General features: G+C 66.9%; 19 protein-coding genes and 2 tRNA genes. 16 read left to right on the top strand and 5 right to left on the bottom strand.

Annotation, left to right across the window (positions count from 1 at the left end; translation table 11 throughout):
- Positions 1-55: 55 nt before the first annotated feature.
- Both pdxH and FHW97_RS14425 read left to right on the top strand, forming a co-directional pair.
- Positions 56-706, top strand: a complete 651-nt coding sequence (pdxH, locus tag FHW97_RS14420; protein ID WP_370525417.1) for a pyridoxamine 5'-phosphate oxidase — start codon at positions 56-58, stop codon at positions 704-706.
- 9 nt (positions 707-715) lie between these two features.
- Positions 716-1,732 (top strand): cation diffusion facilitator family transporter, encoded by a 1,017-nt coding sequence (locus tag FHW97_RS14425; protein WP_168351977.1) that lies wholly within the window; start codon positions 716-718, stop codon positions 1,730-1,732.
- A 38-nt stretch (positions 1,733-1,770) separates the two neighbouring features.
- Here the strand turns inward: FHW97_RS14425 and FHW97_RS14430 are convergent, their stop codons facing one another.
- On the bottom strand, positions 1,771-1,941 hold the full coding sequence (locus FHW97_RS14430) for a hypothetical protein (protein ID WP_156306531.1): 171 nt from the start codon (positions 1,939-1,941) through the stop codon (positions 1,771-1,773).
- On the opposite strand from FHW97_RS14430, the gene FHW97_RS14435 reads away from it, so the two are divergent.
- Together FHW97_RS14435 and thrS are read left to right on the top strand one after the other, a co-directional pair.
- Positions 1,940-3,229: a glycosyltransferase family 39 protein gene (locus tag FHW97_RS14435; protein ID WP_168351978.1), complete on the top strand. Its 1,290-nt coding sequence runs from the start codon at positions 1,940-1,942 to the stop codon at positions 3,227-3,229. The genes FHW97_RS14430 and FHW97_RS14435 overlap by 2 nt on opposite strands.
- Positions 3,230-3,459: 230 nt before the next feature.
- Entirely contained in the window at positions 3,460-5,451 is a 1,992-nt protein-coding gene (gene thrS, locus FHW97_RS14440; protein ID WP_054131736.1) for a threonine--tRNA ligase, read from the top strand.
- Between the two features lie 84 nt (positions 5,452-5,535).
- On the opposite strand, the gene FHW97_RS14445 is transcribed toward thrS, so the two are convergent.
- Positions 5,536-6,162: an LON peptidase substrate-binding domain-containing protein gene (locus tag FHW97_RS14445; protein WP_168352095.1), complete on the bottom strand. Its 627-nt coding sequence runs from the start codon at positions 6,160-6,162 to the stop codon at positions 5,536-5,538.
- A gap of 5 nt (positions 6,163-6,167) precedes the next feature.
- On the bottom strand, positions 6,168-7,085 hold the full coding sequence (locus tag FHW97_RS14450) for a tetratricopeptide repeat protein (protein WP_370525418.1): 918 nt from the start codon (positions 7,083-7,085) through the stop codon (positions 6,168-6,170).
- A 284-nt stretch (positions 7,086-7,369) separates the two neighbouring features.
- On the opposite strand from FHW97_RS14450, the gene FHW97_RS14455 reads away from it, so the two are divergent.
- From FHW97_RS14455 to FHW97_RS14505, 11 genes are all read left to right on the top strand, one after another.
- Positions 7,370-7,444 (top strand) — tRNA-Gly (locus FHW97_RS14455).
- Between the two features lie 46 nt (positions 7,445-7,490).
- Positions 7,491-7,565: transfer RNA gene (locus FHW97_RS14460), tRNA-Gly, on the top strand.
- A 345-nt stretch (positions 7,566-7,910) separates the two neighbouring features.
- Positions 7,911-8,828, top strand: a complete 918-nt coding sequence (locus FHW97_RS14465; RefSeq protein WP_168351979.1) for a LysR family transcriptional regulator — start codon at positions 7,911-7,913, stop codon at positions 8,826-8,828.
- A 103-nt stretch (positions 8,829-8,931) separates the two neighbouring features.
- Positions 8,932-10,164, top strand: coding sequence for an amidohydrolase family protein (locus tag FHW97_RS14470; protein WP_168351980.1), 1,233 nt, complete (start codon positions 8,932-8,934; stop codon positions 10,162-10,164).
- Positions 10,165-11,691, top strand: coding sequence for a bifunctional 3-(3-hydroxy-phenyl)propionate/3-hydroxycinnamic acid hydroxylase (locus FHW97_RS14475; RefSeq protein ID WP_168351981.1), 1,527 nt, complete (start codon positions 10,165-10,167; stop codon positions 11,689-11,691). It abuts the gene before it with no gap.
- Complete coding sequence (locus FHW97_RS14480; protein ID WP_168352097.1) at positions 11,691-12,125, top strand: heme-binding protein; 435 nt, start codon at positions 11,691-11,693, stop codon at positions 12,123-12,125. Before FHW97_RS14475 ends, FHW97_RS14480 begins: the two co-directional genes overlap by 1 nt.
- Entirely contained in the window at positions 12,122-13,015 is an 894-nt protein-coding gene (locus FHW97_RS14485) for a VOC family protein (RefSeq protein WP_168351982.1), read from the top strand. The genes FHW97_RS14480 and FHW97_RS14485 overlap by 4 nt, the downstream gene beginning before the upstream one ends.
- A gap of 35 nt (positions 13,016-13,050) precedes the next feature.
- Positions 13,051-13,884: a fumarylacetoacetate hydrolase family protein gene (locus tag FHW97_RS14490; RefSeq protein WP_168351983.1), complete on the top strand. Its 834-nt coding sequence runs from the start codon at positions 13,051-13,053 to the stop codon at positions 13,882-13,884.
- Between the two features lie 89 nt (positions 13,885-13,973).
- The gene (locus FHW97_RS14495) at positions 13,974-16,247 is read left to right on the top strand and encodes a TonB-dependent receptor (protein WP_022676714.1); all 2,274 of its coding nucleotides are present in this window, start codon (positions 13,974-13,976) and stop codon (positions 16,245-16,247) included.
- Between the two features lie 81 nt (positions 16,248-16,328).
- Positions 16,329-17,189: an alpha/beta hydrolase gene (locus tag FHW97_RS14500; protein ID WP_022676715.1), complete on the top strand. Its 861-nt coding sequence runs from the start codon at positions 16,329-16,331 to the stop codon at positions 17,187-17,189.
- A 28-nt stretch (positions 17,190-17,217) separates the two neighbouring features.
- Entirely contained in the window at positions 17,218-18,537 is a 1,320-nt protein-coding gene (locus FHW97_RS14505; protein ID WP_022676716.1) for a family 1 glycosylhydrolase, read from the top strand.
- Here the strand turns inward: FHW97_RS14505 and FHW97_RS14510 are convergent, their stop codons facing one another.
- Positions 18,538-18,996 carry a nucleoside deaminase gene (locus tag FHW97_RS14510; protein ID WP_022676717.1) on the bottom strand — a complete coding sequence of 153 codons (459 nt, stop codon included), beginning with the start codon at positions 18,994-18,996 and terminating at the stop codon, positions 18,538-18,540.
- A gap of 132 nt (positions 18,997-19,128) precedes the next feature.
- Between FHW97_RS14510 and rpmB the strand changes: the two genes are divergently transcribed.
- Positions 19,129-19,419, top strand: a complete 291-nt coding sequence (gene rpmB / locus FHW97_RS14515; protein ID WP_022676718.1) for a 50S ribosomal protein L28 — start codon at positions 19,129-19,131, stop codon at positions 19,417-19,419.
- 96 nt (positions 19,420-19,515) lie between these two features.
- Here rpmB and FHW97_RS14520 read toward each other — a convergent pair whose 3' ends face one another.
- Positions 19,516-20,502, bottom strand: coding sequence for an esterase-like activity of phytase family protein (locus FHW97_RS14520; RefSeq protein ID WP_022676719.1), 987 nt, complete (start codon positions 20,500-20,502; stop codon positions 19,516-19,518).
- Between the last annotated feature and the right edge of the window lie 33 nt (positions 20,503-20,535).

Raw genomic sequence — 20,535 nt, forward strand, 5'->3', positions numbered from 1 at the left:
GGATGCATGGCTTCCATACTGCCCGCCTCCGATGCCGCAGACAGGACCATTGCCCGTGACCGAACAGACCGCCTTTGAACCGGGCCAGGACGCCATTCCCCACGGCGATCCCTTTGCCATCTTCGAAGACTGGTTCGCCGCCGCCAAGGCCAGCGAACCCAACGATCCCAATGCCATGGCCCTGGCCACGGCCACGCCCGACGCCGCGCCATCGCTGCGCATGGTGCTGCTCAAGGGCCATGGCGCCGATCTGGGACCAGCCTTCGGCGGGGCCGGCGGCTTTGTGTTCTATACCAATTTCCACAGCCGCAAGGGTGGCGAACTGGCCGCCAATCGCCAGGTTGCGCTGCTGTTCCACTGGAAAAGCCTGCGCCGCCAGGTGCGCATTGAAGGGCCGGTGGTGGAAGTGAGCCCGCAGGCCGCCGATGCCTATTTCGCCAGCCGCCATCCCGAATCGCGCCTGGGCTCGGCCGCGTCGGACCAGTCGCGCGTGCTGCCCTCGCGCCAGGTCTATCTCGATCGCGTGGCCGCCCTGCGCGCGCAATATCCCGACGGGAACGTGCCCCGTCCGGCGCACTGGTCGGGCTATCGGGTAGAGCCGCGCGCCATCGAGTTCTGGCAGGACCGCGATTATCGCCTGCACGAACGCCGCCGCTTCGTGGCCGATGGAAACGGCGGCTGGACCAGCAACCTGCTTTATCCGTAAAGGGGCGGGATGACCCAGACTGCCCCCGCCCCTGCCCCTGCCCCTACCCCTGGCCCCGCCACCGCCACCCACGCAGACCTCAATCGCCGCGCGGCCATGGCCAGCAGTGCGGTGGCGCTCCTGCTGCTCGGGCTCAAGGGCTGGGCGGTGGTGCAATCGGGCTCGCTCGCCATGCTGGGCAGCCTGGCCGATACCGCGCTCGATCTGGTGGCGAGCCTGGCCACGCTGCTGGGCGTGTGGATCGCGGCCATGCCCGACGATCACAACCACCGCTTCGGCCATGGCAAGGCCGAGGCACTGGCGGCGCTGTTCCAGGTCATCCTGATCTCGTTTTCGGCGCTCGGCCTCGCGTGGCGCGCGGTGACGCAGTTCCTGGCCGGCGCCCCGGCGATCGAGGCCGAATCGGGCATCGTCGTCTCGGTGATCGCGATGGGCGCAACGATCGCCCTGCTCGCCTACCAGCGCATGGTCATCGCGCGCACCGGCAGCCTGGCGATCAGCACCGACAACGTGCACTACAAGTCAGACCTGCTGCTCAACCTGGCGGTGATCGCCGCGCTGGTGATCGAGCATTACCTGCATCTTGCCGGCACCGACGCGGTCTTTGCCTTTGGCATCGCGCTGTGGCTGGCGTGGGGTGCCTGGAACGCCTCGCAAGAGGCCGTCGATCAGCTGATGGACCACGAATGGCCGATCGAAAAGCGCGAGCGCTTTCTCGAAGTGGTCGCCCAGCATCCCGAGCTCAAGGGCCTGCACGACCTGCGCACCCGCACCAGCGGCAACCGCGATTTCGTGCAGTTCCACGTGTGGGTCGATGGCACGATGACCGTGGCCCAGGCCCACCGCGTGATGGACGAGATCGAGGCGCAGCTGATGGCCGAATTCCCCGGCGTGGAAGTGCTGATCCATCCCGATCCCGAAGGCCACGTCGATGAAGCAGGCCTTGGCGCAACCGACCTGCTGGCGCCCGGTCCCAACGGCGAAAGCCCGGCGCTGGCGGTGCAGGGCGGGCCAACCGAGGGATAGGGCCGGCGCGCCCTTCGACAGGCTCAGGGCGAACGGGATCATGGCGCAATATTGAAACCCGTTCGGGCTGAGCTTGTCGAAGCCCCTAGGAAGTCGAGCGCAGCGCTGATGCCCTTCGACAAGCTCAGGGCGAACGGAGGTTGGGTGATTTTCGCCAACTCTGAAGACGATGGGGCTTTTTTAACGCTGGCGTTGTAGGTCAGGGTCATGGGGTTTCATCGAGCTTGGGCTTGGCTGGCGGATGGGCGCCGCACGGTGATCGTGCTGTTTGCGCTGGCACTGGGCTTGCGCGCATTGGCGATTCTGGCGGCGGTGGAGCCGACATCCGACGCCGCCTGGTATTTTTCGCGCGCGGCGATGCTGGCGCAGGGCCGGGGTTATCTGGGCGATCATGGCGCGCCGACCGCCTATTGGCCGCCGGGCTGGCCGCTGGCGCTCAGCCTGGTCTTGCGCATCTCCGGTCCGTCGATCTGGGCGGTCGGCCTGTTCAATTTGGCGCTCTCGGCGGCAGCGGGCTGGTTCACGCTCGATCTCGGGCGGCGGCTGGGTGGCAGCGAGGCGGCGGGGCGCATCGCGCTGCTGTTGTGGGCGGTCTATCCCAACGCCGTGCTCTATGTGCCGCTGGCGCTGACCGAGGTGTTTTACACTACGCTGCTGCTGGCGCTGTGCTGGATCGCGGTGGCGCGCAGCGGGTGGGGCTGGACGATCCTCGCTGGGCTGGTGCTGGGCCTGGCCACGCTGGTCAAGGCGCAAAGCCTGATCCTGGCGCCGCTGCTGCTGGGTATCGCCTGGCTGCGCGCACCCGCCTTGCGGCAGCGCCTGCCCGGTATTGTCGGCCAGGGCCTGGCGATGGGCGCAGCCGCGCTGCTGGTGATCACGCCCTGGACCGTGCGCAACCATCGTGCGCTTGGCGCCTGGGTGTTTGTTTCCACCAACGGCGGCATCACCCTGCTCACCGGCAACAACGATAGCGCGCGCGGCACTTTCACCCCCGATGACGCGGTGGTCAAGGCGCTCGACGCCCGCACCGATCTGGGCGAGTTGGCCTATGACCGGGAAGCGCGCCGGCTAGGCATGGACTGGATCAAGGCGCACCCAGCGCGCTTCATCGCGCTGATGCCGGCCAAGTTCGTGCGCCTGTGGGGCCCGGATGGCGAAGGGCAGTGGGCCTATGAAACCGGTTCGTGGGCCTTTGCCGCTGCGCCGCACGCTTTCCTCGCGCTGCGCCTGGCCAACCAGGCGTGGTACTGGGCGCTGCTCGCGCTGTTCGTGGCGGCGTTTCCCGTGATGATCCGCGCCCGCCGCCGCGCCGGCCTTGGCCTGATCGACTGGTGGCTGCTGCCCTATGGCATTGCCGCCTATCCTAGCCTGATCGCCGTGGTCTTTTCCGGGCAATCGCGCTTTCACTATCCGGCCATGCCGTTCGTGTGCATCATGGCCGCCTGGCTGATCGCGCGGCTGCTGCTGGCGCGTGACAGAGCCGCCGCGCTGCGCTAAAGGCGCTGGCCATGCACCCGGCGGTTTGCCTTTGCACGCTCACTACCACCACCCCGGCTTGCCGGGGGTGGAATCGCCTGCGCGCCTGACCGGCGCCTGCGCGAAGCCACCGCCCCGGTTCGGGCGGAATGGCATCTTCCTCCCGGATCACGCGAAACCCCAGATGCCGCCCCTTTTTCCGCCGCGGCACTTGTGCCATGGCCCGCGCCATATCCCGTAAGAGAGATCCGATGTCAGACCTGCTCAAGATCACCCTGCCCGATGGCTCGCTGCGCGAAGTGGCGCCGGGCACCACGCCGGCCGATATTGCCGCCGCGATCGGCCCCGGCCTGGCCAAGGCCGCGATCGGTGCGCGCGTGAACGGCGAGCTGTTCGACATCACCCGCCCGTTCGAAGGCGACGCACAGCTGGCGCTCGTCACCGCGCGCGACGAGGCCGACGCGCTGGAACTGGTGCGGCACGACTATGCCCACGTTCTGGCCGAGGCGGTGCAGGCGCTGTTCCCCGGTACGCAGATCACCTTCGGCCCGGCCACGGACGATGGGTTCTATTACGATTTCGCGCCGGTCCGCCCGTTCACCGAGGAAGACCTGCCGGCGATCGAGGCGCAGATGCGCAAGATCATCGCCGCGGACAAGCCGCTGCGCCGCGAGGCCTGGAGCCGCGCCGACCTGATCGCCCGCTGGACCGAGCAGGGCGAGACGTTCAAGGCGCAATGGGCCGCCGAACTGCCCGAGGGCGAGGAGCTGACGGTCTACTGGTCGGGCAACGACTGGCTCGATATGTGCCGTGGCCCGCACCTGGCCTCCACCGGCAAGCTCGATCCCAATGCCTTCAAGCTGACGCGCGTGTCGGGCGCCTATTGGCGCGGCGACCAGAAGAACGCGATGCTCAGCCGCATCTATGGCACCGGCTGGCTCAACAAGAAGCAGCTCGATGCGCATCTGCATCGCCTGGAGGAAGCCGCCAAGCGCGACCACCGCAAGCTGGGCGCGGAGATGGACCTGTTCCACCTTCAGGCCGAAGCGCACGGTTCGGTGTTCTGGCACCCCAAGGGCTATCGCATCTGGCGCGAGCTGGAAGCCTATATGCGCCGCGCGATCGACGGCGCCGGCTATCGCGAGGTCAAGACCCCGCAGGTGATGGACGCGCGCCAGTGGGAGCAGTCCGGCCACTGGGGCAAGTATCGCGAAAACATGTTCGTGATCCCCGACGAGGTGCCCAACACCGATGATGAAGGCCCGGTGATCAGCGGCGAGGCCGACTGGATGGCCCTCAAGCCGATGAACTGCCCGGCGCACGTGCTGATCTTCCGCCAGGGCCTCAAGTCCTATCGCGAGCTGCCGCTGCGCCTCTATGAAAACGGCTGCTGCCACCGCAACGAGCCGCATGGCGCGCTGCACGGGCTGATGCGCGTGCGCCAGTTCACCCAGGACGACGCGCATATCTTCTGCCGCGAAGACCAGATCGTGGACGAAGTGCGCGCGTTCTGCGAACTGGCCGACCGCATCTACAAGGACTTCGGCTTTACCTATTCGATCAAGCTCGCCCTGCGCCCGGAAAAGCGCTTTGGCAGCGAAGAGATGTGGGACAAGGCCGAGGCCGAACTGCGCGACGCCGTGGCCACTGCTGGCCTCGCCACGCCGGAATATGGCTGGGAAGAACTGCCCGGCGAAGGCGCGTTCTATGCGCCCAAGCTGGAATGGCACCTGACCGACGCGATCGGCCGCACCTGGCAGGTGGGCACGATCCAGTCTGACCGCGTGCTGCCCGAACGGCTCGACGCCGGCTACATCGCCGAGGATGGCGAACGCCACCGCCCGGTCATGCTGCACCGCGCGATCTTCGGTTCCTATGAACGCTTCATCGGCATTCTGATCGAGCATTTCGCCGGTAAGCTGCCCACCTGGCTGGCGCCGACGCAGGCGGTGGTCGCTACCATCGTGTCAGACGCCGATGGCTATGCCGCAGAAGCGACCGAGGCGCTGCGCGCGGCGGGCATCCGCGTGGAGAGCGACACCCGCAACGAAAAGATCAACTACAAGGTGCGCGAGCACTCGCTGCAGAAGGTGCCGTACCTGCTGGTGGTGGGCAAGCGCGAGGCCGAGGAAGGCACCGTGGCGATCCGCCGCCTGGGCGAACAGGCACAGCAGGTCTTGCCGCTGGCCGAGGCCATCGCCCTGATCAAGCAGGATGCCCTGGCGCCCGACCTGCGCGGCTGACACGCCAGCCAGGCACCAAACATAACGGAAAAAGGGCGCGTCGGCTGGCCGGCGCGCCCTTTTTTCATGGGTCCAGCTAGCGCCCTATTGCAGGGTTACCGCGCCATCATCGGAATCGCGGCGGCCGAAGAACTGCATCAGCTGGATCAGCAGCTCGCACCGCGTCGCCAGGTTTGGCGCTTCGAGCAGGGCCTGCTTGGCCGCCACGTCGAACGGGGCGATCTGCGACACGCCGTTGATCAGCGACTGGTCATCCAGCCGCGCCACCGAATCCCAATCCACGGCATAGCCCTGGGCATCGGCAAACGTGCGCGCCTCGCGCTCGAAGCCGGCACGCTCCACCGCGCTCAACGCTTCGCCCAGGTCATCGCTCAGCAGTTCGGCCTCCACCTGGCGGAACGGGGTCTTGGCATCGAGTTCGCGCAGCACGCGAAAGCGCGCGATGCCCGACAGCACGATGTTGTAGCGCCCGTCTTCCAGCGCTTCGACATCCTCGATCTTGCCCACGCAGCCCACCTGGAACAGCGGCGCGCCATCGCTCGCCGACTGGGGCTGGATCATGGCGATGCGGCGATCGCGGGCCAGGGCATCAGACACCATGGCGCGATAGCGCGGCTCGAAAATGTGCAGCGGCAGTTGCAGGCCGGGAAAGAGCAGCGCGCCCGATAGCGGGAAGATCGAAAGCCTGACCGTGCCGATCGCGCCACCCATCGCCATCACCCGAACAGCACGGTGGACAGCTTGCGGCGGGTGCGCGCCACCCACGGATCTTCCAGGCCGATCGCCTCGAAAATCTGCAGCAGGCGGGCGCGCGCCGCGCCTTCGTTCCAGGCGCGATCGGCCGCCACCATGGCCAGCAGCGTATCGGCCGCGCCATCGCGGTCACCGGCAGCAAACAGGCCATTGGCCAGCGCCAGTCGTGCGTCCATGTCATCAGGCGCGGCGGCTACGGCGGCACGCAGGGTGGCCAGTTCGCCTTCCTCGGGCGCGTCTTCGGCCAGGGCCAGGGCCGCACGGGCCTGGTCCAGCGCATGATCGGCCGCCAGCGTGGGATCGAGCGATTCGAGCACCTGGACAGCCTCGTCCTTGTGCCCGGCGAGCAGCAGGGCGCGGATCAGGCCGGCATGGGCGGCGGCATTGTCAGGCGCGATTTCCACGATCTGGGCAAACACGCTGGCGGCACGCTCACCATCGCCTTCGCCCAGGATTTCCTCGCCCATCGCCAAAAGCGGCGTCACGTCCTGCGGCGCTTCCTCGCCCAGTGCGCCGGGCTGCACCGGCAGCTGCGACAGAATCTGGTCGAGATACTGCTTGAGCTGCGATTCGCCGCGCGCCTGGGTCAGATCGGCCACCGGCTGCCCCTGGAACATGGCATAGACCGTGGGGATCGAGCGCACCTGGAACTGGGCGGCGATGAACTGCTCTTCATCGACATTGACCTTGGCCAGGACCACGCCCTTGTCGGCATATTCGGCCGCGACCTTTTCCAGCACTGGGGTCAGCGCCTTGCACGGGCCGCACCATTCCGCCCAGAAATCGAGGATGACAAGCTTGGTCATCGAAGGTTCGACAACAGTCTTGCGGAAGCGGTCCACCGCCTTCTGTTCGTCGAGGTTGAGGCCCAGGCTTGCCACTATGCGTCTCCACTTCCATTCGGTCCGGTGCAGCGCCGCGCGGGCACTGCTGCGGTCACCATGTGGGAAAGCCTGGCAGTTCGGCAAGGGGCAGTGCAGCAAGAGCTGCGAATCTGCACCAAGGCCAGCCAGTGGAGCATCGCCATCCACAGCTGCATCCACAGGGCGCGCCGGGTTTGTCTGGAAAAATGCAACTTTGCTGTTGCGCCGCCCCCAATCCCCCGTTATTGGCCCGCCTCACCCCAGCGGGATGGCCCTTGCGCCCCCCCACTGAAAACGCCAGAGCGGGCGTAGCTCAGGGGTAGAGCACAACCTTGCCAAGGTTGGGGTCGAGGGTTCGAATCCCTTCGCCCGCTCCAGTTTTCAAGACTTGCACGGCCGGCTTCCGGCCCGCGCAAACGCCGAGCGGGCGTAGCTCAGGGGTAGAGCACAACCTTGCCAAGGTTGGGGTCGAGGGTTCGAATCCCTTCGCCCGCTCCAGTTTGCCCATGCGTGGCATTTTCCAGCAGCGATGGTTCAAGGTTTCGGGGAACCCTCGGGTCTTCTTGCTGGCCCTACGCGCAACAGCGCTTCGGGCGTGGTTCGCATCCCTTCGCCCGCTCCAGTTTGCCTTTTCTCATCATCGCATTCGTCGCCGCGCTTTGGTCGCGGTTCCCCCCCACGCCATCAAGCGGGACCCCGGGTCAAGCCCGGGGTGACGATGTGTTGGAATGTCCTAACCCAGCGCCACCCACCACTTATCGTCACCCCGGGCTTGACCCGGGGTCCCGCTGCCTTTGAGCCGCCCCTTGCCGGTCCAGGCGATCGCGCCCATAGCTTGGCGCTATGGACAAGCGCCCCAGCATCGATCCGCGCGCCCTGCTGACGTTTCGCACCGTATGCCGCGAAGGCTCGATCTCGGCAGCCGCCCGCGTGCTCAACATTGCCCAGCCGTCGGTATCGGCCGCCATCGCCCAGTTGGAAGCAAGGCTGGGGGTACAATTGTTCGAACGCCGCCAGACGGGGGTGCGCCCCACCGCGCAAGGTGCCCTGCTGGCCGAGCGGGCCGAGGCGATGCACCATGTGCTGATCGGCGCACAGGAGGAACTGGACAATCTGTCGCGCGGGCTGGCTGGCCCCTTGCGCATCGGCGGCACGCCCGGCGCGCTGGTCAGCCTGCTGCCCTTCGTGATCGGCCGGCTGGAAGCGCGCATCGGCCCTTGCGCGCTGAGCGTGGTGGAACGGCCTGACGGCGTGCTGATCGACCTATTGCGCCAGCGCCAGATCGATCTGGCCTTCGTCACCACCGAGATGGAGGCCCCGCCACCCGACATTGCCGAGCGCACCTTTGCCCGTGATCCCTTTGCCCTGATCGTCGGGCGACGCCACGACGCCCTGCCCTCGGCCGTGTCGCTGCGCGAGGTGGCCGGCCTGCCCTGGGTGCTGCCGGAGGCACAAGGCGCGTTCCGCCGCCAGGTCGATGCCCTGTTCATCGCCGCGCAGGCGCCAGTACCCGCCAACGTGGTGCGCTGCGATTCGCTGCTGACCACCAAGGCGATCGTGCGGATGAGCGACCGCATCACCGTGCTGCCGCGCCAAGTGGCCGCTTCAGAGCTGTCGATCGGGGTGCTACGTGGCATCGAGATTCGCGAGGCAGCGTTCCAGCGCAGCATCGGCGTGCGCCTGCGCCAGGGTGAGCAACCTTCCATCGCCGCCCAGGCCCTGCTCGACGTAATGGCATCCAAGTATAGTCCTGAGCTATAGCAGGATAGAGAGATAGTATTTTCCACCGATAGGCATCGCGCGCACATAGGCATCCAGCGTGCCCAGGCCACCCCGGAGCCAGGCCAGCGCGGGAGAGCAAGCGATGCGGACCCTTATCCGCGATGTCAGGATTTTCGATGGGAGTGGCAGCGCTCCTTATGCCGGCAGCGTGCTGGTGGATGGCGAACACATCGCCCACGTGGCCCAAGGTGCCGATGCGCTGGATGGCGCAGCCCATGACCAGCGGATCGAGGGCGCTGGCCGCACGCTGATGCCCGGCATGGTCGACGCGCATACCCATCTGACCTGGGGCTCCTCGATCGAGAAGATCTATCACCAGTTCATCCTGCCGCCCGAGGAACTGAAAGTGGCAGCCTGGCGCAACGCGCGCGTGCTGCTCGACCAGGGCTTTACCAGCCTCTATTCGGCCGGCGCGCTGGTCGACGGGATCGAGCCGGAACTGGCCGCGGCCATCGCCGCGGGGGAAACCCCTGGCCCGCGCTATGTGCCCTCCACCATCGAGCGCAGCCCCGAAGGCGACGAAGGCGTCGACACCGGCAATGTGTTCAACGGCCGCGGCCCCGACGCGATGCGCGCCTTCGTGGCTTATTGCGCTGACCAAGGCGTGAAGTCGATCAAGCTGGTGGTGTCGGGCGAAGACGCGCTCAAGCCGGGCACGGCGCAACACGTGCTCTATACCGAAGCGGAAATGGTTGCTGCAGGGCAGGCCTGCCGCGAAGCCGGCCTGTGGATCGCGGCCCATGCCTATTATCCCGAGGCGATCGGCCTGGCGCTCGATGCCGGGGCGCGGGTGATCTATCACGCCTCTTACGCCGATGACGCAGCCGTGGCGCGCATGATCGCGGCCAAGGACACCACGTTCTATGCCCCGGGTCCGGGTGTTTCGGTGGGCGCGCTGGAAGCCAGCCCACCCCCGCATATCGACATGAGCGCGATGAAGGCGAGCGCTGCCGAGCGGCTGGAGCGTGAAAAGGTCATCGTCCCCGCGCTCAAGGCTGCCGGGGTCAAAGTGCTGATCGGCGGGGACTATGGCTTCCCGTTCAATCCCAATGGCCGCAATGCCCGCGATCTGGCGCATTTCGTGGAATACTATGGCTATACCCCGGCCGAGGCGCTGGTGGCGGCCACGCGCCTGGGTGGTGAGCTGATGGGCCTTGCCGTGGGCGAAGTGCGCGAAGGCTTCCTGGCCGACCTGCTGCTGGTCGATGGCGATCCCACGCAGGACGTGGCGATTATGCAGGACGCCGCCCGCCTTTCCATGATCATGAAGGGCGGCGCATTGTACAAGGCGCCCGCCGCTGCCGAGGCCGCGTAAATGACCGAGCGTTGTGATGTGGCGGTGATCGGCTGCGGGCCGGTGGGGGCACTCGCGGCCAACCTGCTGGGCCGCGCCGGGCTGCGCGTGGTGGTCCTGGAAAAGGAACTGGACCACTATCCGCTGCCGCGCGCGGTGCATCTCGATCACGAGATGATGCGCCTGTTCCAGACGGCCGGGGTGATCGATCGGGTGCTGCCCGACATGGTCGCCACCGATGGCCACCTGCACGTCGGCGCCGATCACGGCGTGATCCGCTACATGGGCACGGTGGGCAAGCCCAAGCCGTTTGGCTGGTCCAACGACTATTTCTTCTATCAGCCCGAACTGGAAGCGCACCTGCGGGCCGCCTTTGCCGAAAACGGCGCGATCACGCTGCGCCTGGGCGCCACGTTCACCGCGCTGGACCAGCACGATGACAGCGTGACCGTGCAGTTCGAAGCCGATGGCGCGCAGCAGGCGCTGACCGCGCGCTGGGTCATCGCCGCCGATGGCGCGCGCAGCCCGGTGCGCAAGGCGCTGGGCATTGCGCTGGATGATCTTCAGTTCGAGGAGCCTTGGCTCGTCGTCGATGCCGAGGTCGAAGGCCCGGTCACGTTCCCGGCGATCAGCGGGGTGCCGGCCGATGCCGATCTGCAGCGCCTGTCGGTGATGATGTGCGATCCGGCGCGGCCCGCGACGGTCGTGCCCGGCCGTGGCAACCACCGCCGCTGGGAATTCATGCTGCTGCCCGGCGAAGACGACCAGGCGATGATGCAGCCCGAACAGGTTGGCGCGCTGGTCGGCGCGTGGATGAAGGACGTGCCGCACACCATCGTGCGCGCCGCCACCTATCGCTTCCATGGCCTGGTGGCCGAGCGCTGGCAGGCCGGCAACGTGTTCCTGGCAGGTGATGCCGCGCACCAGACGCCGCCCTTCTTTGGCCAGGGCATGTGCCATGGCCTGCGCGATGTGGCCAACCTGGCGTGGAAGATGGACGCGATCGTCAACCATGGCGCCGATCCCGCGATCCTGGCCAGCTATCAGCCCGAACGTGATCCCCATGTGCGCGGGGTGATCGGCGCGGCCGTGGCGGCCGGCCGCTATATCTGCGAACTGGATCCGGCCAAGGCAGCCGCGCGCGATGCCGGCATCCGTACCGCCGCCGCGCAAAAGGCTGGCGAAACCGCGCACGACCTGATCCCCGCCATTACTGCTGGCATCGTGCTTGCCGGCACGGCCGGCGCCGGCACCCGCTTCATCCAGCCGATCCTGGCCGATGGGCGCAAGCTGGATGACGCGGTTGGCCAGGGTTGGCGTCTGTTCGTCCGGGATGACAGCGTGACGGGATCCTCTCCCCGCGTCACGCGCACGGTGGCCGCGTCGCTTGACGATGCCGGCGCGGTCACCGCCTGGCTCGATGATCACGGCGTCGATGCCGTGCTGCTGCGCCCCGATCACTGCGTGTTCGGCACGGCCAGGGGCACCGCGATCGACCTGATCGAGGCCCGCGCCCGTGCGCTGGGCCTGGCTCTGGAGACCGCATGATGACCACACTCGATCTGGCAGCGGCGCAGGCCGTGATCGCCGCCGCGCTGGCCAGCGCCCGCGCCCGCGCGGCCCAGCCGCTGGCGGTGATCGTACTCGATGCCGGCGGCCATCCCATCGCCTTTGCCCGCGAAGACGGCGCCACCTTTGCCCGGCTGGAGATTGCCCGGGCCAAGGCCAAGGGCGCGCTGGGCATGGGCGCCGATACGCGCATCCTGGCCGAGCGTGCCAAGGGCAACCCGGTATTCTTTCAAAGCGTGGCCGTGGCGCTGGGGGGCGACATGGCCTTTTCGCCCGGCGGTGTGCTGGTGCGTGGTCCGCAGGGTCTGGTGCTGGGATCGGTGGGCGCCAGTGGCGATACCGGCGATTGCGACGAGGAATGCGTGACTGCCGGCCTGCACGCCGCCGGCTTCAACCAGGAGCAAACCCGATGAAACTGCGCAGTATCGAACTGGCGCTGCCCGATCCGGCCGCCGCGGCCCGCTTCATGCTCGATATCTGGGGCATGGCGCCTGGCGAGGTGCGCGGCGATACCCATTACCTGCGCGGCTCCGGCTCCTATCCCTACCTCGTTGCCTTCGAAAAGGCCGACGCGGAATTCGTGCGGTCCACTACGTTTGTCTGCACCGCGGCCGAGCTTGCCGACATCCGCAGCCGTGCCGCCGCGCGCGGCTGGCCGCTGATCGATACGGTTTCGGCCGATCCGGGCGCAGGCGAAGGCGTGATCGTGGAACTGCCCGAGGGCGAGTTGCTGCGCTTTCTGGTCAACACGACCGAGGTGGAACCGATCACCGGGCGCGACCTGCCGGTCAAGCTGACGCACATCGTGTTCAATTCCGCCGATGCCGAAGCGTCGGGCCATGCCGTGGAAGACGTGCTGGGCTTTCGCGTGTCGGACCGCACCAAGGGCATGGTCTTCGTGCGCTGCAACGACAGCCACCATTCGACCGCCTTTGCGCGTGCCGGCTTTTCCAGCCTCAACCACATCGCGTTCGAGATGGAAGACCTCGACGCGGTGATGCGCGGCATCGGCCGCATGCGCGACCACGGCTTTGCCCCGGCCTGGGGGCCGGGCCGCCATGGGCCGGGTGCCAATGTCTATGCCTATTACATCGCGCCGTTCGGCCCGGTGATCGAATATTCCACTGCCGTCGAAAAGGTGCCCGAGGATTATCAGGCGGGTAGTCCCGAAGACTGGACCTGGCCGCCAAACCGCATCGACCAGTGGGGCATTTCCGACAAGGATTTCGACGGCTTGCGCCAGGCCGAAGAGCGCTTCCGCTTTCGCCGCGCCTGGCAGCCGGCCGATCCCGCCCAGGCCTGAACGCCCCGCTTTCGTTTTTCGGAGTTTTCGATCCCATGACCCGTCTCATCAGCTTCCGCCGCCCAGATGGCCTGCCCAGCTTTGGCCGTCTCGATGGCGATACCGTGCACGATCTCGGCACGGCTGGCAGCGCCGCCTTTCTCAAGGACGTGGCCGACCAGGATCTGGCTGCGCTGCCTGCCACGGGCCAGTTTGCCCTGGCCGATGTGCGCCTGCTGCCGGTCGTGCCCAATCCCGGCAAGATCCTGTGCGTCGGCCTCAACTATACCACCCACGTGGCCGAAACCGGGCGCGAGCAGAAGGAATTTCCGGCGATCTTCACCCGCTGGGCCGATACCCTGATCGCCGCTGGCGAGCCGCTGGTACGCCCGCGCGAGACCGAACGGTTCGACTATGAAGGCGAACTGGCGGTGGTGATCGGCAAGGGCGGACGCCGCATCGCCCGCGCCGATGCCATGGCCCATGTCGCCGGTTTCTCCATCTTCAACGATGGTTCGGCGCGCGATTGGCAGCGCCACAATATCCAGTTCACCCCGGGCAAGAACTATCCCGCCACCGGCGCGTTTGGCCCGGCGCTGGTCCTGCCCGATGAAGTGGCGGACCTTGGCAGCCAGCGCGTGCAGACGCGCCTCAATGGCGAACTGGTCCAGGACCAGCCGATCAGCGACATGATCTGGGATATCCCGTTCGTGATCGAATATTGCAGCACCTTCACCCCGCTCGCCCCTGGTGACGTGATTGTCACCGGCACGCCGGGCGGTGTGGGCGATAAGCGCAAGCCGCCGCTCTACATGAAGGCCGGTGACGTTTGCGGGATTTCCATCGGCGTGATCGGCACGCTGACCAACCCGGTTATCGACGAAATCTGACCCGCCGTTTCATTCCAATCCAGCCGACCGCGCCCGCATAACGGCGGGCGCGGACCGATAAACGCACGATTTTTGGGGAGAGAACCATCATGATCTGCCACACCCGCACCGCGCTGCTTGCCGGTCTTTCACTTTCCGTCCTGGCCACGCCAGCCCTGGCGCAATCAGCCCCGGCCGCCGCGCCGCAGGCCGCCGACAGTGCGCCTGACGCCGCCATCGTGGTGACCGCGCAGCGCCGCGTGGAAAAGGTGACGGAAGTTCCGATCTCGATCACCGTGGCCGATGCCGGCCAGCTGGAGCGGCAGCAGGTCAACACCGTCAACGATCTCAACCGCATCGCCCCAAGCCTGGAAATCCAGTCGGCACCCGGCCAGAACACCGGCGGCGGCGGCGCGATCCGCGGCATCGGCACGCAGACCTTCTCGGCCGGCGCGGTGGCCTCGGTGGGCGTGGTGGTAGACCAGGTCAGCCAGGGCAACGCCAATATCTCCGACCTGTTCGACGTGGCGCGGATCGAAGTGCTCAAGGGCCCGCAGGGCACGCTGTTCGGCCTCACCACCTCGGCCGGCGTGATCAACATCACCACCAACAAGCCCGAATTCGACAAGGTATCGGTGCGCGTGCGCAGCGAGCTTTCGACCGCCGGCTTTGCCGGGTCCAAGTCTGGCAACCAGATCCTGCAGGGCGTGGCCAATGTGCCGATCGCCAGCAATGCCGCGATCCGCGTGGCGGCCTATGGCAACATGCGCCAGGGGCCGGACTACAACCTGACCACTGGCCAGTATGACAAGAACGAAACCATGGGCGGCCGCGCCCGCCTGCTGTGGGAGCCGACCGACAAGCTGACGGTCAACCTGATCGGTGACTATACCGACACCCGCACTACCAATGGCGGCAACTTCTTCACATTCGTGAAGAGCAGTGGCCCCGGCATCCTGCCGCTGCCCACGCCCTTCCCCATCCCCGACAACGTCACCGCCAACCTGGCAAGCTGCGGCGTGACGGCGGGCGAAGGCAACCGCAACTATTGCACCAGCGAGCAATTCACCGACCGCATCAAGACCGGCGGCGCCTCGCTCCAGCTGGATTACCAGTTCGCGCCCTTCACGCTCACCTCGATCACCGCCTACCGCAGCACCCATGAAAAGGGCTATGGCGCGGCATCCAACGTGTTCCGCGCCGATCCGCTGGAACTGCAGGTGCACAATTCGCCGGTCGATCGCCCGATCGACCTGTTCACCCAGGAAGTGCGGCTGTCGTCCCCGGCCAACCAGACCGTGGAATATACCCTGGGCGGGTTCTATTCGCGCCAGGTGATGACGCGCACGCCCGAAACCGTGTCGGTCGCCATCCACCCGGCACCGGGCGTGTACATCCCGGCCTTCTCCAGCACGGTGAACGCCTATCGCGTGGTCGACGAATCGATCGCCGCGTTCGGCCAGATGACGATCCACGCCGGCGACAAACTGCGCCTGATCGCGGGCGGCCGCTATACTGACGATGTGCTTTCGCTCGGCATGCAGAACGCGGCCGGCACGGCGCTGGACAGCTATACCCGCCTGCACGTCGGCAAGGTTTCGTGGAAGGGCGGCCTGCAGTATGACGTCGATCCGCGCACGATGGCCTATGCCACCGTGGCACGCGGCTTCAAGGGTGGCCAGATCGCCACGCCGTCGGGCGCAGCGCCCTATGTCGTCCTGCCTGAAGTGCCGACCTCGTACGAAGTGGGCTTCAAGGCCACGCTGCTGCGCAGCTGGGTGCTCGATGCCAACCTGTTCTACCAGAAGATCGAGAACTTCCAGGCGCAGCAGTGCACGGTCGACCAGAACGCGGTGATCTCGTGCGTGCAGACCAACATCAACGGGGTCAAGTCGCGCGGGGCGGAAATCAACCTGTTCGGCAAGGTGACGCGCAACCTCTCGCTCAACACCGGGTTCATCTATGCCAAGGCCACCTATCCCAAGGGCTTCCTTGGCACCGATGGCAGCGATATCGGCAATACCCAGCTGGCCTATGCGCCAAAGTACAAGTTCACCGTCTCGGGCGAATATGCCCATGACCTGGGCGAAAACCTCAAGGGCTTCCTGGCGGCCGACGCGGTGTGGAAATCGCGCATCCGCTATGAAGCCAATTCGGTGGCCGATACCACGTTCCGTCCGCACTGGACGGTGGGTGGCCGCATCGGCGTGCGCACGGCCGATGAACGCTTCACCCTGGCGGTGTTTGCCCGCAACCTGTTCAACGTGAACGAGCCCTCGCTCTATCAGTCGAGCTTCCCCTATGGCGGTGCGGCCAACATCGGCGCCATCTATGGCCCGCAGTCGTTCCGCACCGTGGGTCTGTCGCTCGACGGCAAGTTCTGATCCGATACCCGCCGCCCCTGTCTCACGATGGGGGCGGCCAACACTTTCTCAGGCGATCCGCTCCCTTGAAGGAAAGCATCGATGCCGTTTGACGCCACCCGCGCCGCAATCGCCGCCATGGGCACCACGCTGACGCCCGATCTGCTGGGCCAGGTGCGCGCCCTGTTCGATGCCGAGCAGCAGGCCCTGGTCGCGGCGGAGCCGGCTGCGGCGGTGGACCTCGCCTATGGTCCCCACGAACGCCACCGGCTCGATCTTTATGGCTCGCCCGGCGATGCGCCCAAGCCGGTGCTGGTCTTCGTGCACGGCGGCGGCTTCCTGCGCGGCGACAAGGGTGGCAGCGGGGCAGAAACCTGGCCCAACGCCGCAGTGGGCCGCATGGCGGCGCAGGCCGGCATGATCGGCGCCGTGATCAACTATCGCCTGGCGCCCGATCACATGTGGCCTGCCGGATCGGAAGACGTGCTGGCCGCGTTCGACTGGCTGGTGGCCCATGTCGCCGATCATGGCGGCGACCCGCAGCGCATCGTGCTGGTGGGCACGTCTGCCGGCGCCGTGCATGTGGCCGGCGCGATCCGCCTGCGCCCCGATCTGGCGGCGCGCGGCGCGGTGCTGCTGTCGGGCCTCTATGGCCACACCCCGCTCGATGAACGCGACCAGCTCTATTACGGCAACGCGCAGGACTATGCCGGGCGTGCCCCGCGCGAGGCGATGGCCGCAACCACGCTGCCGCTGCTGGTAGCGATTGCCGAATTCGATCCGCCGCGCTTCCAGGCAGAGTTCCTGGGCCTGATGGCCGATCGGCTGGCGCGCCACGGCACCATGCCGCGTGGATACATCGCATCGGGCCACAATCACTATTCAATGGCCATGCACCTGGGCACGTCAGACCGCCGCCTGGCGGATGAGATCATCGCCTTCGTGCACGCCATCTGCGCCTGACATTTCGATCTACCTGAAAGGCAGTTCCATGCTCGATCGCCGTACCATGCTCGCGGCCGGCGCCGCGCTGGCCGCGAGTGCCACGCCCGCCCTGGCCAAGGCCGCCAAGGCCGCCGTTTCGTCGCAGTTTCCCCAGGGCTTCCTGTGGGGCGCATCCACTGCGCCGCACCAGATCGAAGGGAACAATACCAGCAGCGACCTGTGGTTTCTGGAAAACCAGCAGCCCACGGTCTTTGCCGCGCCATCGGGCGATGCCGCCAACAGTTTCCTGCTGTGGGAACAGGATCTTGACCTGGCCAAGGCGATCGGCCTCAACACCTATCGCTTTGGCATCGAATGGGCGCGGATCGAGCCGGAAAAGGGCCTGTTTTCGCAGGCGATGCTCGATCACTATGCCCGCGTGATCGATGGCTGCCGCGCCCGTGGCCTGGCGCCGGTCGTCACGTTCAGCCACTTTACCGCGCCGCGCTGGTTTTCCGCGCAGGGCGGCTGGGCCAACCCGGAAAGCGCCGCGCTGTTTGCCCGCTTTGCCGACAACGCCACCCGCCACTTTGGCGATCGCATTCATGCCGCGATCACTTTCAACGAACCCAATATCCTGTTGCTGCTGCAAAATGCCAATGTGCCGCCAGAACTGTGGGCGATCCAGAAGCTGACGCTGGAAACCGCGGCCAAGCGGCTGGGCGTGCCGCGCTTCCTCTGCGCCAATGTGGCCGGCCTGGCCGATCTGCCCGATCTGCAGGCTGGCCTGCTGGCCGCGCACAAGGCGGGCAAGGCGGCGATCAAGGCTGCCGCGCCGCGCCTGCCGGTGGGGCTTTCGCTGGCGATGATGGACGATCAGGCGGTGGGCAAGGGCTCGCTGCGCGATGCCAAGCGCCAAGAGATGTATGGCACATGGCTCGACGTGGCCAAGGCCGACGATTTCCTGGGCGTGCAGAACTATGAACGCGCGCTGTGGGGGCCGCAGGGCCGCCTGCCCGCGCCGGCCGACGCGGTGCGCAACTGGTCAGGCAGCGAAGTCTGGGCGCCGTCCCTGGCCGGTGCGGTCCGCTATGCCCACCAAGCCACCGGCGTGCCGATCCTGGTATCGGAACATGGCGTGGGCACCGATGACGATACCATCCGCGCCGCCTTCATCCCGGCCGCGCTCACCCACCTGAAGGCCGCGATCGACGATGGCGTGCCGGTGCTGGGCTATTGCCACTGGAGCCTGATCGACAATTTCGAATGGGTCTTTGGCTACAAGCCCAGGTTTGGCCTGGCCAGCTATGACTCTGTCACCTTTGCCCGCACGCCCAAGCCCAGTGCCGCCGTGCTGGGCGCGATCGCCCGCGCCAACCGGGTCTGATCACCCCCGGCGGGCGCGGAAGAAGTCGCGCAGCAGCGCGGCGCTTTCCGCCTCGCCCAGGCCGGCATAGACTTCGGGGCGGTGGAGGCAGGTGGGCTGGTCGAACAGGCGCCCACCGTGTTCCACCGCGCCGCCCTTGGGATCGGGCGCGGCGTAATAGACCCGCGCCAGCCGGGCGTGGGCAATCGCCCCGGCACACATCGGGCAGGGTTCCAGCGTGACCCACAGGTCGCAGCCCTCCAGCCGTTCCTGGCCCAGGGCAGCCGCCGCGGCGCGAATCGCCAGCACTTCGGCATGGGCGGTGGGATCGCACAGCCCACGCGGCCGGTTGTGCGCGGCGGCAATCACCTGCCCACCCTTGACGATCACCGCGCCGATCGGCACTTCGCCCGCAGCAGCGGCGTCATGCGCCTGTTGCAGCGCCAGTTTCATCGGTTCGGGCAGGGGCCAGCGGGTCATCTCTCCTGCCGGTAACACAGAATCGGCAGGCAGCAAGGCATTCGGGCAAGCGAATCCTTGACTTCCCCGGTTGATTCGATCATGGCGCCACCTTCCAGATAGATCATCAGAACACGAAGCGAGTTTTTAGCCATGTCGCGCATTTGCGAACTGACCGGTAAGGGCCGCCAGATCGGTCACAACGTGAGCCACGCCAACAACAAGACCAAGCGCGTGTTCCTCCCCAACCTGCAGAACGTCACCCTGATGTCGGAGAAGCTCGATCGCAGCTTCAAGTTCCGCGTCTCGACGCACGGCCTGCGCTCGGTGGAGCACAACGGCGGTCTCGACAACTGGCTGCTCAAGCAGGACAACACCAAGCTCAGCACGCGCGCCCTCAAGGTCAAGCGTGAACTGGTCAAGGCTGTCGCCACCGCCGCCTGAACGGCTGCGGCACGCTGATGCCTACAAAGAGGCCGGGGTTCTCCCCCGGCCTTTTTTGTTGCCTGCCGTCGCCGCGCACGCTGCGTACCTGGCGGATCAGACGCCGCGCGCCAGCCGCAGTTTGAGCAGCAGCGTGCGTTGCAGCCAGACCATCTCGTTGCTGTCGGAAATCAGCCAGATCGCGGTGCTGCCATCGGCCTCGGGCGTGGCGACCATGCCTTCATAGTTGTCGCGGATGCGCGGATCGGCGATCCAGGCGATCGGGCGCGGCTCCACCTGCGCACCGGGGCGAATCGCCGCCGGATCGTCAATCATGGTGACCACGGTGCGAAACCCGCCCAGCGTGAACTTGCGCCCCAGCACCAGCAGGCGGCCATCGGGCGCCTGGGCCAGCTCCACCGGGCGATAGCCTTCGGGCATGACCAGCTCGAACCGCGCCGGCGCCTGGCCACTACGCGGCAGGCCCGGCCAGATCAGCCCAGGATGGCGGCGGCGCGACCACCAGTGGGCAAAGACTTCGCCGATTACCACGGTGCGCCCGTCGGCCAGCTGGCGCATCGCCTCTGGCCCCTGGTTGTTGGGCCATTCCAGCAGCACGGGCGCGGCGATCGGGCGATCGCGGCTGAAATCCGGGCTGAACAGGTGAAACGCGCCCGCCCCTTCATAGCCGATCAGCACTTGGCCATTGCGCGGATCGACCGAGACCGATTCGCTGTCGGTATCGATTTCCTGGCCTGACCATGCCGGATGAATGGTTTCGCGCTGCCACGTGCGCCAGGGCAGCGGCTGATCGGGCCGGGTGAACACCATCACGGCATTGCGATCGCTCACCGCCAGCAGATCATGCGTGTTGCGCACCGCCAGTGCCGAAAAATTGCCGAATTCGCGATCGGGGCTGGTCAATTGCCACGCCCCCACCAGCGTCAGGGCGCCATAGCGCGGCGGTGCGCCACCGGCGCGCAGGCCGGGCAGCAGATCGTGATAGAATACCCGGTCGTCGGGATTGGGCGGGGGAAACGGCTGGCGCACATAGATCGTGGGCACCAGGGCCAGCACGAGCAGGAAAAGGGCGATACGGCGCATCGCCTGCGGCCTTGGCACGGATGGCCGGGGCGG

It is taken from the genome of Novosphingobium sp. SG754 (genome assembly GCF_013149315.1).
Lineage (GTDB): Bacteria > Pseudomonadota > Alphaproteobacteria > Sphingomonadales > Sphingomonadaceae > Novosphingobium > Novosphingobium capsulatum.

Bases quoted from the DNA above. Each gene is read 5' to 3' on its own strand.
- FHW97_RS14520 (WP_022676719.1), bottom strand. From the start codon at position 20,502: ATGCGCCGTATCGCCCTTTTCCTGCTCGTGCTGGCCCTGGTGCCCACG.
- FHW97_RS14475 (WP_168351981.1), top strand. From the start codon at position 10,165: ATGACCGAGCGTTGTGATGTGGCGGTGATCGGCTGCGGGCCGGTGGGG.
- FHW97_RS14430 (WP_156306531.1), bottom strand. From the start codon at position 1,941: ATGACCCTGACCTACAACGCCAGCGTTAAAAAAGCCCCATCGTCTTCA.
- FHW97_RS14445 (WP_168352095.1), bottom strand. From the start codon at position 6,162: ATGGGTGGCGCGATCGGCACGGTCAGGCTTTCGATCTTCCCGCTATCG.
- FHW97_RS14485 (WP_168351982.1), top strand. From the start codon at position 12,122: ATGAAACTGCGCAGTATCGAACTGGCGCTGCCCGATCCGGCCGCCGCG.
- FHW97_RS14435 (WP_168351978.1), top strand. From the start codon at position 1,940: ATGGGGTTTCATCGAGCTTGGGCTTGGCTGGCGGATGGGCGCCGCACG.
- FHW97_RS14465 (WP_168351979.1), top strand. From the start codon at position 7,911: ATGGACAAGCGCCCCAGCATCGATCCGCGCGCCCTGCTGACGTTTCGC.
- FHW97_RS14470 (WP_168351980.1), top strand. From the start codon at position 8,932: ATGCGGACCCTTATCCGCGATGTCAGGATTTTCGATGGGAGTGGCAGC.
- rpmB (WP_022676718.1), top strand. From the start codon at position 19,129: ATGTCGCGCATTTGCGAACTGACCGGTAAGGGCCGCCAGATCGGTCAC.
- FHW97_RS14505 (WP_022676716.1), top strand. From the start codon at position 17,218: ATGCTCGATCGCCGTACCATGCTCGCGGCCGGCGCCGCGCTGGCCGCG.
- FHW97_RS14510 (WP_022676717.1), bottom strand. From the start codon at position 18,996: ATGACCCGCTGGCCCCTGCCCGAACCGATGAAACTGGCGCTGCAACAG.
- FHW97_RS14480 (WP_168352097.1), top strand. From the start codon at position 11,691: ATGACCACACTCGATCTGGCAGCGGCGCAGGCCGTGATCGCCGCCGCG.
- FHW97_RS14495 (WP_022676714.1), top strand. From the start codon at position 13,974: ATGATCTGCCACACCCGCACCGCGCTGCTTGCCGGTCTTTCACTTTCC.
- FHW97_RS14500 (WP_022676715.1), top strand. From the start codon at position 16,329: ATGCCGTTTGACGCCACCCGCGCCGCAATCGCCGCCATGGGCACCACG.
- FHW97_RS14490 (WP_168351983.1), top strand. From the start codon at position 13,051: ATGACCCGTCTCATCAGCTTCCGCCGCCCAGATGGCCTGCCCAGCTTT.
- FHW97_RS14425 (WP_168351977.1), top strand. From the start codon at position 716: ATGACCCAGACTGCCCCCGCCCCTGCCCCTGCCCCTACCCCTGGCCCC.
- thrS (WP_054131736.1), top strand. From the start codon at position 3,460: ATGTCAGACCTGCTCAAGATCACCCTGCCCGATGGCTCGCTGCGCGAA.